The 13,612-nt window shown below is 49.8% G+C and carries 15 protein-coding genes; 11 read left to right on the forward strand and 4 right to left on the reverse strand.

From position 1 onward, the window contains the following. Positions 1-39: 39 nt before the first annotated feature. From ACFI32_RS02450 to ACFI32_RS02490, 9 genes are all read left to right on the forward strand, one after another. Complete coding sequence (locus tag ACFI32_RS02450; protein WP_462624914.1) at positions 40-1,176, forward strand: acyl-CoA dehydrogenase family protein; 1,137 nt, start codon at positions 40-42, stop codon at positions 1,174-1,176. A gap of 72 nt (positions 1,177-1,248) precedes the next feature. Next, a complete protein-coding gene (locus tag ACFI32_RS02455; protein WP_462624915.1) occupies positions 1,249-1,608 on the forward strand; it encodes an IacB protein in 360 nt (119 codons plus the stop codon). A 25-nt stretch (positions 1,609-1,633) separates the two neighbouring features. Next, a complete protein-coding gene (locus ACFI32_RS02460) occupies positions 1,634-2,152 on the forward strand; it encodes a nuclear transport factor 2 family protein (RefSeq protein WP_462624916.1) in 519 nt (172 codons plus the stop codon). Positions 2,153-2,191: 39 nt separating this feature from the next. After that, positions 2,192-3,475, forward strand: coding sequence for an aromatic ring-hydroxylating oxygenase subunit alpha (locus ACFI32_RS02465; RefSeq protein ID WP_462624917.1), 1,284 nt, complete (start codon positions 2,192-2,194; stop codon positions 3,473-3,475). 2 nt (positions 3,476-3,477) lie between these two features. Beyond that, the gene (locus ACFI32_RS02470; protein WP_462624918.1) at positions 3,478-3,966 is read left to right on the forward strand and encodes an aromatic-ring-hydroxylating dioxygenase subunit beta; all 489 of its coding nucleotides are present in this window, start codon (positions 3,478-3,480) and stop codon (positions 3,964-3,966) included. Positions 3,967-3,995: 29 nt separating this feature from the next. Further along, a complete protein-coding gene (locus ACFI32_RS02475) occupies positions 3,996-4,739 on the forward strand; it encodes an SDR family NAD(P)-dependent oxidoreductase (protein ID WP_462624919.1) in 744 nt (247 codons plus the stop codon). Positions 4,740-4,936: 197 nt separating this feature from the next. Then, positions 4,937-5,890 (forward strand): PDR/VanB family oxidoreductase, encoded by a 954-nt coding sequence (locus tag ACFI32_RS02480; protein WP_462624920.1) that lies wholly within the window; start codon positions 4,937-4,939, stop codon positions 5,888-5,890. A 170-nt stretch (positions 5,891-6,060) separates the two neighbouring features. Beyond that, complete coding sequence (locus tag ACFI32_RS02485) at positions 6,061-6,984, forward strand: flavin reductase (protein WP_462624921.1); 924 nt, start codon at positions 6,061-6,063, stop codon at positions 6,982-6,984. An 85-nt stretch (positions 6,985-7,069) separates the two neighbouring features. Then, a complete protein-coding gene (locus tag ACFI32_RS02490; protein ID WP_462624922.1) occupies positions 7,070-8,125 on the forward strand; it encodes a TRAP transporter substrate-binding protein in 1,056 nt (351 codons plus the stop codon). A 75-nt stretch (positions 8,126-8,200) separates the two neighbouring features. On the opposite strand, the gene ACFI32_RS02495 is transcribed toward ACFI32_RS02490, so the two are convergent. The 4 genes from ACFI32_RS02495 to ACFI32_RS02510 form a co-directional block, all read right to left on the reverse strand. Next, entirely contained in the window at positions 8,201-9,010 is an 810-nt protein-coding gene (locus ACFI32_RS02495; protein ID WP_462624995.1) for an NAD(P)/FAD-dependent oxidoreductase, read from the reverse strand. Then, entirely contained in the window at positions 8,919-9,323 is a 405-nt protein-coding gene (locus ACFI32_RS02500; RefSeq protein ID WP_462624923.1) for an FAD-dependent oxidoreductase, read from the reverse strand. Before ACFI32_RS02500 ends, ACFI32_RS02495 begins: the two co-directional genes overlap by 92 nt. A 33-nt stretch (positions 9,324-9,356) precedes the next feature. After that, entirely contained in the window at positions 9,357-9,782 is a 426-nt protein-coding gene (locus ACFI32_RS02505) for a RidA family protein (protein ID WP_462624924.1), read from the reverse strand. Between the two features lie 202 nt (positions 9,783-9,984). Continuing rightward, on the reverse strand, positions 9,985-10,446 hold the full coding sequence (locus tag ACFI32_RS02510; RefSeq protein WP_462624997.1) for a Rossmann-fold NAD(P)-binding domain-containing protein: 462 nt from the start codon (positions 10,444-10,446) through the stop codon (positions 9,985-9,987). 184 nt (positions 10,447-10,630) lie between these two features. Here ACFI32_RS02510 and ACFI32_RS02515 point away from each other — a divergent pair, with 184 nt between their 5' ends. Both ACFI32_RS02515 and ACFI32_RS02520 read left to right on the forward strand, forming a co-directional pair. Beyond that, positions 10,631-12,055, forward strand: coding sequence for an aldehyde dehydrogenase family protein (locus ACFI32_RS02515; RefSeq protein WP_462624925.1), 1,425 nt, complete (start codon positions 10,631-10,633; stop codon positions 12,053-12,055). 127 nt (positions 12,056-12,182) lie between these two features. Continuing rightward, positions 12,183-13,583 (forward strand): APC family permease, encoded by a 1,401-nt coding sequence (locus tag ACFI32_RS02520; RefSeq protein WP_462624926.1) that lies wholly within the window; start codon positions 12,183-12,185, stop codon positions 13,581-13,583. The last annotated feature ends 29 nt before the right edge of the window (positions 13,584-13,612 follow it).

Below are 13,612 nucleotides of genomic sequence, written 5' to 3' on the forward strand. Positions count from 1 at the left end.
TGTAACTATTACTGATACCTAAATGAAAAGGGAGTTTCTATGACCGACCTCAGACCACTTACCGAGCATCCCGATCTTCCAGCACTGCTCGATGACATTCGCCAGCGCGCCGACGACTTTGAAGCACAGCGCCATATTGATCAAGACATTATTGAGCGCTTTAAAGACCTTGGTGTCTACCGCGCCTTTATCCCCAAGCGTTTTGGTGGCGATGAGCGCAGCCCAACCGATTTTTTGCGCCTGATTGAAACCATTGCCATGGCGGATGGGTCAGCGGCGTGGGTGGCAAGCTTTGGTATGAACCCATTTTACTTGGGCGGCTTACCGTTAGAGACCATTGATAAACTCTGGGCAGATACCCCTGATGTGGTGTTTGCGGGTGCCATCTTCCCAGTATCCCCTGCGCAAGCAGTCGATGATCACTATGTGGTGTCTGGTCGCTGGAAGTTTGCCAGTGGTTGTATGGGCGCGTCGTTAATCGGCGTGGGCATTAAGCCTGATACCGACGGAGCACTACCACGCATCGCGGTCATGCCAGTAGATCAAGTCACCATTGATGAGACGTGGGACATGATTGGTATGCGCGCTACAGGCAGTCATGATGTGGTCGTTGATGATGTAAAAGTCCCTAGCGAATGGACGCTCATCCGTGGCGGCAAGCTCAACTTGACCGAACCACTATTTAACTACCCCTCACTGTCTTTGGCTGCTCAAGTCTTGGCCGTCACCACCTTGGGCATGGCGCGTGAAGCCTTACGAATCATCACCGCTGAAGCCGCTGGGCGTAAATCGGTGACGGGCGCACCCAATATCGGTGAACGCGAATATGTGCAAATCGCTATTGGTAAAGCCGAAGCGCAAATGCATGCCAGTAAAGCCTTTTTCTACGAAGCCACTGATGATGCGTGGGCGACCATCGTCGCAGGCGGCACCCCAAGTGATGAAGAAATCAACCTATTGCGTCTGTCCACCTCGCATCTGACCCATACCTGCGTGGACGTCGTCAAGACCGTATATAAGCTGATGGGGATGACCAGTGCAGATAACTGTCATGCCATGACGCGCATTTATCGCGATGCGTCACTGGTCGGCCAGCATGCCTTTATGGGCGAAGTGACGTTCAGAAATGCAGGGGCGATGGCCTTTGGTCACGAGCCATACCCTGGCTATTTATAACGCAAACCCTCGTTTGTACTTCATCCACCAACCACAACGAACCCATTACACCAAACAAAAAAGGATACTCCCATGGAAAAGTTAGATACACACCGCGTCTTATTCTGCATCGGCATCAACCAAAACTTTATGGACGCGCCCGCCGCTGAAATGAAAGACGTGTGGCAGGCGTTTAGCCAAATGATGCAAAACGTCGATGAGCTGCCCGGCGTTGATATTTTGGGCATTATGGATGATGACCGTCTGCAAGTTGGCGCTGCCGCATCTGCGCCGTGGATGGCTTATATCATGGCTGACGTGCCAGATATCGAAACCATCATTGCTGCTTGTAATTTCTTTAGAACCATCCCTGTCGGCGATGGCACGTACAAGCTGTGGAAATACTGCAAAGTAGAAGCCCGTATCGGCCGCAAACTGGTCGTTCCTGAATAAATTTTTAACCCATATAGGCATGATGATGACAAAACCAACCGTAGCCAGCCTCAGTAAGCGGATCTGGGTGCTAGAGCAAGAAAAAGAAGTCCGTAGATGTATGCAGCGCTATATGGCGCTGTGTGATGTACTCGACACAGGCTTTGACTTGTCGGTACTCATGGAGCTGTTTACCGCCGATGCGGTTTGGCAGGGTGTTGGCAAACGCTATGTAAAAACCTTTGGTGCATACGAGGGCAAAGAAGCGATTACTAAGATGTTTGAAAAGTACACGCTGCCGCCTGCGCATTTTGTGTTGAACTCGCACTATCTGACCAATGAGTTGATTGACGTATCAGAACAAACGGCTGAAGGGTCTTGGCTGCTGCTGCAAACCGCCACCTTTCAGGACGGCCGCTCGCAACTGAGCAGCGCCCGCCTGACGGTCAGCTTTGCCCTTGAGGGCGAGCAGTGGAAGATTCAGCACTTTCAAACCCACAGTCTGTTTAATCGTCCTGTTGACACCCCTTGGGATGTGGATAAGGAACTGCCCACCCCAAAGTGAGCATGAAATGACCAACAAAAATATCAAGGAGAAATCCCTATGTTAAACAAACAACGTATTCCGATGAATGAATTTGTAGCCCCAGAAGGCGACAAAGTATTGTCTGAGATGTATACCGACGAGCAGGTCTTTAATGAAGAGATGGACGCCATCTTTGATAAGACGTGGGTATGGGTTGGCCATGAAAGCGAGATCGCCAACAAGGGCGATTACAAAACCGCGCGTATCGGTCGCCACTCGGTCATCGTCTCACGTGACCGCAAAATGAACATTCACGTACTGGTCAATCGCTGCCGTCACCGCGGCGCCACCATTTGTGAAAAGCACAAAGGCAATGCGCGTAGCTTTGTGTGCCCTTATCACGGCTGGGGCTATGGTCAAGACGGCACCTTGCGCGCCATTCCGATTGCAGGCCCATATGAGGACGTTGTCGATAAAGAAGAGCTACCGCTGATCAGCCTGCGTATGGAATCGTATAACGGCATGATTTTTGCGACCTTTAACGATGATATCGAGCCGCTAGAAGACTTCTTAGGCGGTGCCAAAAAATGGATGGACTTGTTTATGAAACAAGGCGGCGGCTATCCCATCAAGACTTTGGGCGAGCACCGTTTCCGCTTCCCAGGCAACTGGAAAATCCAGCTTGAGAACACCACCGATGCCTATCATTTCCCCATCATTCACAAATCATTCATCTCATCACTTGATGGTGACACCGCTGAGATTTTTGACTTCTTAGAAGGCGATGGTTTTGTCGAAGACTTGGGCAATGGTCACAGTGTGATGGTGATGATTCCTGAACTGGTCGATTTGGAAGAAAACCTAGACGACCCAATTCCTGCGCGTTTTGAAGCGCTGGCTGCTGAGCTACGCGCCGAAGGTCATAATGACGACAAGGTTCGCCGTTTGGTTCGTGCTGCCGCAGGCTCAGGCTTTAACCTCAACCTCTTCCCGAACGTGGCGTGCTCTATGGCATTCTTCCGTGTATTGGCGCCCATCAATGTGAATGAAACCGAAATTCAGCACATTGCCATCGGTGGTGATGGTGCACCAGACGCCTTTAACAAAACCCGTATCCGTTTGCATGAGCATTTCCAAGGGCCCATGGGCTTTGGTACACCTGATGACTCTGAAGCGTGGGAGCGTGTACAAAAAGGCTCAGGCAGTGGCACCAATGAGTGGATCTTAGTCAACCGTGGTCAAGGAATGGTGCAAAAGAACGAGCTGGGCAATGACTACAGCACAGTGTGTTCAGAGATTGGTATGAAAGCCGCTTACCAGCAGTGGGCAAAAATGATGGGCGAATGGGAACAAGGAAAGTAATGATGAATAACGAATTATATGTAAACGTTGCGGCCTTTATTGATTACGAAAATGACTTGCTAGATGCCAAGCAATACGATGAGTGGCTCACCCTATGGCAAGACGATGGCTATTACGTGGTGCCGATTGAGACCTCAGATGACAATTATGGCAACCGCCTCAACTACGCTTACGATGATGCTGATATGCGCAGAATGCGTGTGGCGCGTTTGCTCAGCGGCGAGTCGGTATCGGTCGAGAGTAATGGCGGCACCATTCGCCTGACCTCACGACTGCGCGTCAATCAAGCGGACAGCCAAACCGACAGAAATGTGATCGAAGCGCGCTGTGCGTTATTGATTAACGAAAGCCGCCTTGGCGTCATGAAGCAATACGTTGCCACGGTTGAGTACAAGCTGGTTGCCAACGGTGACAGCTTTGCCATCGCGCAAAAAGTGGTCAAGCTGATCAACGCTGAAGACTACCTACGTACCATCAGCTACATCCTTTAATTCACCGTATCGGTTAGGAGCGCACCACTATGAAAGATGTCATCGTAATCACAGGCGCAGGTCAAGGGCTCGGCGAGTGTATCGCCAAGGCCTTGATTGCCAACAACTTTCGTGTCGCCATCACTGACATCAGTAAAGACAAGGCAGAAGCTGCCGCCAAAGGTCTGAGTGACGACAGCACTATCGCCGCAGGCTTTAAGCTGGATGTGACCAAAAAGGCCGACTTTGAGCAGGCACTGTCTGATATTGAGGCGCATTTTGGCAGCGTGCAGGGTCTGGTAAACAATGCAGCCATGACACTGACCACGCCGGTCATGGACGTGACCGCTGAAGAGTTTGACAAAGTATTGAGCGTCAACTTGCGCGGCACCTTGTTTGGTTGCCAAGTATTTGGTGCCTATTTTGCCGAGCAAAATTACGGCCGCATCGTCAATATGGCCTCGCTTGCGGGTCAAAATGGCGGCACAGCGTCAGGGGTGCACTATGCCTCAAGTAAAGGTGGCATCATCACCATGACCAAAGTGTTCGCTGGTCATCTGGCGGCCAAAGGCGTCACGGTGAATACCGTCGCGCCCGGCCCAATGGATTTGCCCATTGTGCGTGAGCTGGTGTCGCCTGAGAAATTGGCGCATTTGCTTGACAATGTGATTCCCGTAAAAGCCCTTGGTAGCCCTGATTTTATCGGCTCGATGGTCGCCCAACTGGTCGATCGTCAAGCCTTTGGCGTCACTGGTGCCACATGGGATGCCAATGGCGGCTTGTCAATGCGTTAAATGCGGTTGGCAATAGGGCACTCAAGCCTTGTATGACAGAAATCTCTTGAGTGTCCATATTTGCTGTATAGATCTAAACCCACGGCTAATGGTCAAAAGCTGCTACGCATTAAAAAGACGATTTCTGCAAGTGGTGTGATTGGTGTTGGCAACGGACGCTGAGCGCTGCAATCTGATTTTTGACAGGAGTATCAATTATGAACAACTTAATCCAAGCGACCATTACCGAAAGACAAATGATGTCTTCTGATGTGGTGTCCTTAACGCTAACCACTATCGATGGCTCACCATTACCTGCCTTTGAAGCAGGCGCGCACATCAGCGTGCATGTTAATGACGACACCATCCGTCAATATTCGCTGTGTAGCGTCCCTGGCGAGACCGCGTTTTATCGCTTAGGGATACTAAAAGACCCAAAATCTCGTGGCGGCTCGATTGCCATCCACGACCAACTCAAAGTGGGCGATACCGTCACCATCAGTGTCCCCAACAATTTATTTCCGCTTGATATGACTGCTGAGCACAGCATTTTGGCAGGCGGCGGCATCGGCATCACGCCCATGATTGCCATGGCCTATGCGCTCAAAGCCGCTGGCAAGTCATTTACCTTGCACTACTGCGTACGCTCGCACAAAGAAGTGGCGTTCTTAGACGAATTGCAACGCGACTTTGGCGATGCCTTACAAGTGCACTGCGATGACTTGGGTGATGAGCAACGTCTCAATCCAGCGACTGATTTTGGTGCGCCTGACGCGGGCACGCACATCTATACCTGTGGTCCGTCAGGCTTTATGGACTGGATCATGAGCAGCGCACGCGAGCTTGGCTTTCAAGACAATCAGATTCATTTTGAATACTTTAATGTTGAAGTGGACAGCTCTGGCGAAGGCTTTACCGTGGTTGCTGAGCAAAGCGGCAAAACCATTCCTATCGCCAGTGGTCAAAGCATTGTACAAGCGCTAGCTGCTGAAGGCATCAAGGTTGAAGTGTCTTGTGAGCAAGGCATTTGCGGCACGTGTATCGTCGATGTGTTAGAAGGTGAGCCTGACCACCGCGATCAATTTTTAACCGATGATGAAAAAAAGGACAACGATCAGATTGCTGTCTGCTGCTCACGCTCTAAATCACCCGTATTGGTGCTTGATATCTGATTGGTTGAGCGCGCCTTTATCAATAGAGCAGGGCGCGCAGTAAGTATTTGATTGCTATGGACAGCAGAGGGATGGTTGATGGCGCATGCGTCCATCATAAAAATGTATGCGGCGGCGTGCCTCCTCCCTTTACCTTTAGTGAATCTGTTTCGTTAAATAAGGAGAATGATATGTCAAATTTTGATACCAAAGAACTGCGCCAAGTGTTTAGCCAGTTTCCAACAGGCGTTACCGTTATCACCACCCGCACCGCAGACGGTGAGCCGATTGGCGTGACTGCCAGCAGCTTTAACACCGTCTCTATCAGCCCAACGCTGATTTTGTGGAGCATTGACAAAGGCGCACACAGCCTAGAGGCGTTTAAAAGCTGTGAATACTTCGCAGTCAACATTTTAAGCGATAAGCAGATTCCGATTTCAAACCGTTTTGCTGGTCGCGGTCAAGACAAGTTTGGCGGTATTGACTATACCAATGGTCTGGGTGATGCCCCCTTAATCCCCGAAGCCTTGACCCAGCTACAGTGTAAAAACTGGAATGTGTACGAAGGCGGCGATCATTTGATTATGGTCGGCGAAGTGGTCGATTACAACGTGACCCCCAATGCCCGTCCACTCGTGTTTTCTCAAGGCTCATACTCACAAGCCAGCCCTTATTATGACGTGTCAAATACCCAGCAAGTTGAGGCATTAAGACAGCACGAATTCTTAGAAGACCACATCCTATACTTGCTCAGAGCCTCGTATAACCAGCTCAGCCAAGTGTTCTACGACCGTCTGAACGAAGCGGCAGGCGTCAGCCCTGAAGTATGGCGCATTTACGCCTGTCTTGCCGATGGCAACCCATTAGAGCTGGATACGTTAGGTTCATTTGTCATGCAGCCCACGCGTGCCTTGTCGGACGCGATGAACAGCATGGGCGCACACGTACAATGTGATGGCGACACCGTAAAACTGACTGAGGCAGGGGTACAAGTGGCCTGTAAGCTGCTGGCGGTCGAAAAACAATATAAGAAAGATCTGGCTGATCGTGTGGGGGCCGATAACTATAACGAGATGAAGGACACGTTACGTCATTTATATTCTAGAGAAAAGTAGCAGTCTGTTTTTTATAGAGAAAGAAAAGCTGTGACGCCTCAAGGTGCACAGCTTTTAATGTTATTAATAAAAGGAATTAAATAAAATGAAATGGACTATATTTTTTGCAGTATCGATGCTGACAAGCTTTGGTCTACTAGGATGTTCGAACCAAGCCAATGACGCTGCCGATAGCCCATCTGCCTCTCAAGACACCACCACCTTACGATTTTCTTATTACTGGCCTGCCACCTCCAACATGAATACCGACGTATTCGAGCCATGGGCCAAAAAAATAGAAGCCGACTCAAACGGGCGGCTTAAAATCGAACTCTACCCCTCAGCGGTCCTTAGCGACCCTGCCGCAACCTATGACGCTACCGTCAAAGGTATTGTCGATATTGGCTCTCAGGCGCATGGGTTTACCAGTGGCCGCTTTCCCTTAACCCAAATCGCAGAGCTACCCGGCATCTCAAGCTCAGCCACGCAAATGGGCTGTATCGTACAAACCCTGTATGACAATGGCGCGATTGCCAGCGAATACGAAGACTCGCATTTGCTGTTTGCCTATGGCGCAGGCCCTGGTGCATTACACACCACCAATACTCCCATTCGCAAGCCTGAAGACATGAAAGGATTGCGCATGCGCCATCCCTCTGTGGTCGCTGCCAGCCTGATGGAAGAGATGGGCGCATCGCCTATTGGTCTGCCTGTTAACGACGTTTACACCTCGCTGCAGCGCGGCGTCATCGATGGTCTAAGCTTGCCTTGGGGCGCAGTAGACACCTTTAAAATTGATGAGTTGGTGCAATACCATACCAATATTCCGTTTTATAGTTCAGCGGCACTGGTGACCATGAACAAGCAAAAGTATCAGAATCTACCTGATGACTTAAAAAAAGTACTGGATGACAACTCGGGCATGATGATGGCCAAAAAAGCAGGGGAGGTACTCGATAAAGAAGACCAAGCGGCGCTGCAACATGCCAAAGACTTGGGACAAGAGGTGATCGACATTCCAGACCCGCTTAATAATCCAGCATGGCGCGGTATTTTATTACAAGGTACTCAGCAATATCTGGACGAGGTGACAGCGCTCGGTCATGACGCACAAGCCGTCTATAAAGAAACCCAAGCAGCCAGTACTGCTTGTAAAGTGTAAACCATAACTTTTTACTTATTAGCTAAAGACAAAAAAAACACGGATTACCGTGTCTTTTTTATTGGGCTTATTTGCTTAAAACCGTGAGAACCGATAAGGGCTAGGGTCAATGAGTGGTGTTTCACTACGTGTGACCAAGTCTGCTGCCAACTGGCCTGCGGCAGGCGAGGTGCCAAAGCCGTGTCCTGAGAACCCTGTGGCAATGGTCAAGCCTTCAATCTGCTCAACACGATCGATAACGGGATTGGAGTCGGGGGTGATGTCAATCATACCGCTCCACTGCGACTCAATCTCCGCCTTTTCAAAATCAGGCCACGCCGCGCGTAAGTTGCTTAATGCCGCTTGGTTCAGCACCTCACTGACTTTGGGATCCATGGTACGTATCTTTTCAAAAGGCGTGACGCTGTCTTTATTCCATGAGCGTGACATCATCAAATCGGTCCAAAAGTACTTACCCACACCGATTTTTAAGAAGTTGTGCTGACCTTTTAGCATCGGTAAAAACTTCATACCAATCAAAATGTGGTCAAGCGTGATAGGCGCATCCAACTTGCCGCGCTGGGTAATGATATAGCTGCCATCCACATGACGTCTGAATGAGAAGTCAGCCGCGCCCACGGCGGGATGGAAGTCGATATCCATCGGCTTGGTTTTAAGTACCGAGCAGATGACAGGTAGAGTAGGCAGTTTGATGCCCATATTGCCCAAGAAGCGGCGTGACCACAGCGCTCCTGTCAGTAGCACTTCTTGACAGGCGATTTCGCCTTGCTCCGTGACCACCCCTGTGACACGCCTACCTTCGGTCGATAAAGTCCGTGCTGCACAGTTTTCGAGGATCACCGCGCCTTTGGCAATGGCAGCATTGGCAATCGCGCTTGCCGCCATTGTGGGTTCGGCGCGGCCATTTGTAGCCCACATCGGCATTGGTTCGCTCAGGCATCTCCTCCCACAGTCTGTCTGCGGCGAGTGCTAAAGGGATGTCGTTATGATGGCGATTGGTTTTACGCACCCAGCCCAGATTGCGCGAGGATTGCTCACCCGCAATGCGCCCTTTTTCTAGTACCACAACGGGTACGTTGCGTTCAGCAAGGGTCAACGCGGCAGTAAGGCCCACAATACCGCCACCAATGATGACCACCGTGGTGGACATCGGCAATACGGTTTCCAGATTGTTAATGGGGTTGATGATAGGTGCCATAAAAACGCTACTCCTTGTCGCTGTCGCTACTGATTATGCTTGACCGATGTTGATCGTCTTGCTTTCTACTTTAGACACGCCTTTATGCGCGGTCACTTCAATCTCTACTTTATAAGAATTAGAGCTGAGCGGTGGGCAGCTGACGGTGGTCGCAGGACTGATGCCTTTGAACTTTTCGCCAAAAATAGTCATCACGGTCATCGCATCTTTAGGGTCTTGGATAAACACACGGGTCATGACCACATCAGCCAGTGACGCATCAACGGCTTTTAGGGCGCGTTCGATATTGTCGAATACCTGCAATGTCTGCTCTTCTAGGTTCTCAGAGATCTCTTTGGTCTCAGGACAGCGCCCAGCGGTATTTGAGACAAAGATGAGGTTATCGACACAGACCAGACGTGAATAGCTGGTTTTTTCTTCTAGTGGCGAGCCTGTGGTTACTTTGGTTACGGTCGTCATATAAACACTCTTATCATTAGTAAAGGGGTTAATGGAAAAGGAAAGGAGGTAGGTGATAAAGGGGGTAGTACCTGCCACCCAACCATAAGGGGTTCAGCCATGAGGAGCAGCAGGTATCAATAGGTGTGTATGTCACTAACGTCATTAGCATCACTGTCATTAACGTTCATTTTAAGAACGTCAACGCAGATGGGGTAACGGATTAACGCAGTACGGGCGTGTCCCATAGGTTGAGCTTGACGCCGATGCCGCGCTCTAGTGCATTACGATAGACCACGGTGGCCCATGCCACATCTTCAACAGGCATACCGCCAACCGACATCACCACGATCTCCTCATCATTTTGGCGACCAGGGGTGACACCAGAGACGATTTCACCAAGGTCTTCTAGCTCGTCCATGGTCATTAAGCCTTCTTCAATCATGTCCATAAAGCGCATACCGACCAATGGGATGTGGTTGTGCGCAGGCTTCGGTAATTCCTCATACCACGCGGTATATAGACCGATGCTGTCCATGACTTTGCGCACGTCTTTGTCGCTCATGGCATCATCCAAACGGCAAGAGGCAGGCATGGCCAAAAATGCACCCGGCTTCACCCATTCGCGCTTGACGATGGGGTAGATAGCGATCTGATAGGCGCAGCTGTTGTTCGCCTGATTGATACATCACTGTTTACAATCAGCATACCTCGTGCATTAGCCTCTGTCGATCAGGCCGATGGTGCCACTGGTGCCACCGCTTATACCTCCGTGTCAATAACACCGCCTCACGTTGTGACTGCTGCCTATAACAGCATTCTACAAACGTCTGTCAATTACCGTAATTTTGATCATAAGGATTTGTACCATGCAAAAATTTAGTTTAATTATCGATGGCGAAAAAGTCGCAGCCACTGAGTACTTTGATGTCATCAATCCCGCCGACAAGTCTGTGGTTGCGGGCTGCCCAAAGGGCAGTGTTGAGCAGTTAAATACCGCTGTCGCTGCTGCTAAGGCGGCATTTCCTGCTTGGTCGGCACTCACATACGCCGAGCGACGCGAGCAATTGTTACAGCTTGCTGATGCGCTTGAAGCCAAAAGCGATGCTTTTGTGCGGCTACTGAGTAAAGAGCAAGGAAAGCCGATCAATGGCTTTGCTGGTCTAGGGGCAGGTTTTGAGTTTGGCGGCACACTCGCATGGATACGCGCTACCGCTGAGATGGAGCTGCTACCAGAGATTATCCAAGACGATGAGACGGTACAAATCACTACCCACCGCAAAGCCCTTGGCGTGGTGGGTTCGATCACCCCGTGGAACTATCCACTGCTCATTGGCATTTGGCATGTGATCCCTGCGTTGCTGACAGGCAATACAGTGGTGATTAAACCGTCTGAGATGACCCCTTTGACCACCTTGTATTTTGGCAAAATTGCCAAAAACATTTTGCCAAAAGGGGTGCTCAACGTGGTTGCTGGGGCTGGCGAGATTGGCAGTGCGATGTCGGCACATGAAGACATCGCCAAAATCGTCTTTACAGGATCCACACCAACAGGCAAAGCCATCATGAAAAGCGCCGCTGACAACCTAACGCGCTTGACATTAGAGCTGGGTGGTAACGATGCCGGTATCGTACTCGCTGATGCTGATATTGAAGCGGTTGCAGGCAAGATTTTCGCCACCTCTTTTATCAATAATGGCCAGACCTGTGCGGCTCTAAAACGTCTTTATGTGCATGACGCGGTACATGACCAGTTGTGTGAGGCATTAACCAACATCGCTGGCAGCATGAAAACAGGCAATGGTATGGATGCTGATACCGACTTTGGCCCACTACAGAACGAAAAGCAGCTAGAGATTGTCAAAACGCTGGCGCAAGATGCCAAAGACAATGGGGCAAATTTCTTATGCGGTGGTGAGGTGATGGATGAGACGGGCTATTTTTATCCTATTACTTTGGTCAACAACATCAAAGATGGGGCGCGTTTGGTGGATGAGGAGCAGTTTGGGCCTATTTTACCGATTATCAAGTTTAGCGATGTCGAAGAGGCCATTGCCAGTGCCAACCGTTTATCAGTCGGTCTTGGCGGCTCAGTTTGGTCAACCGACATTGAAGCCGCACAAAAAATTGCGGCCCGTTTGGAGTGCGGCACAGTGTGGATCAACAATCATGCCATGGTACAGCCCAATGCACCCTTTGGCGGTGTCAAAGACTCAGGATTTGGCGTGGCCTTTGGTGAGGTTGGGTTAAAGGAGTTTACCTCGATACAGACGATGCAGATTGCTAAGTCTTAATGACGGTTTAAGAGATTTTATGAGTGTGCCCTGATTCATTGTGGTTGCTAGATGTGAAATGTAGGACACACCAAACAAACAGGATTTTGTATTCACAACACCTTTATGTTAACCAAAGGGCCCCATTATGACAGATACTACTGACACCACCGCCGAGGTCGGCAGCACCAACTCACATCTGAGTACCGCCAAAAAAATTGGCCTACTCTCTATGATTTCAATTTGTGTGGGTTTGGTCGTGGCTCAAGGCGCCATGATTTCTGGACTACAAGGTATCGGTATCGGCGGCAGTGCCTTTATTGCCGCTATGGTAGCCGGCCTGATTATCGCGCATTTTAATGCCATGAGTTTTTCTGAATTATCGCTGATGTTTCCAGAAGAGGGGACACTGGCCACCTACACCCAAAAAGCCATTGGCCATTTTCCAGCCATCATCTCCGTCTATGCCGGCTACATTTTGGTTGACATATTGGGTATGACGGTCGAGCTGTTTTTGGTCGATGCCATACTTGAGGCGGTCTTTCCAGATGTCATGCCGCCCAAGTTTTTTGCACTATTAATCTTGGTGCTGTTATGTATCACCAACTTATGTGGTGCGAATATCTTTGCTAAGGTGCAAAATGTCATTGTTGTGGTTATGGTGGGCGCCATATTAATGATTGGTATCGTCTCCATTTTCGACTTGGTCCCGATTCCTGAAATCACTGGCACGCAAGTCAGCTTTGGGATGGAAGGCGTGACCAATGGCAGCTTTATTAGCCTGATCGCCCTATCTATGTGGCTATTCGTTGGTGCAGAGTTCATTTGTCCGATGATTAACGAGGTCAAAAACCCAACCAAAAATATTCCCGCTTCGATGCATATCGCAGTGACCTTCATCTTTGTGATGTATGTCATCTTTATCATTGGTGCGACACACTTCCTAAGTGCTGAGACGTTGACGACTTCTGATGTACCGTATATCGACTATGCCATCGCGGTATTTGGTCCAACGGGTATGATGATTGCGGCGGTAATGGCACTGGCAGCGACCTTTAGTAGTGCCAATACCATCTTGGCGGCCTTGCCACGTATGCTATACGGTATGGCAGAACAAAACCAATCGTTCCCTATCTTAAAACACGTCAACCTATTTGGCGCGCCATGGGTGGCGATATTACTGATGGCCGTTTTGATCATGATTCCTTTCTTGGCGCTCAGCATTGATTATGTGATTGTGCTCCTGATTGCTGCCACGCTCAGTTATTTGCTGGCATATATCATTGCGCATATCGATGTGATCGTCTTGCGTCGCCGTGCACCGAACCGTACGCGTCCTTATAAGACACCGTTTTATCCAGTACCGCAGGTATTGGGCATCATCGCGATGGTCTATGTCATCATCAATAGCTCACCAACGCCTGAAATGGCCTCGCAAATTTTCACCGTCTTTGGTGGTATCTTGGTGGTGATCGGTGTGATAGCCGCACTGTGGGTAAAACTGCGTATGAAGAAAGGTCTGTTTGAGCCAGATGCCATAGAAGACTAGACTAGATTAGATGCGCGACTACGGTTATC

Source organism: Psychrobacter sp. PSi21, from assembly GCF_054960615.1.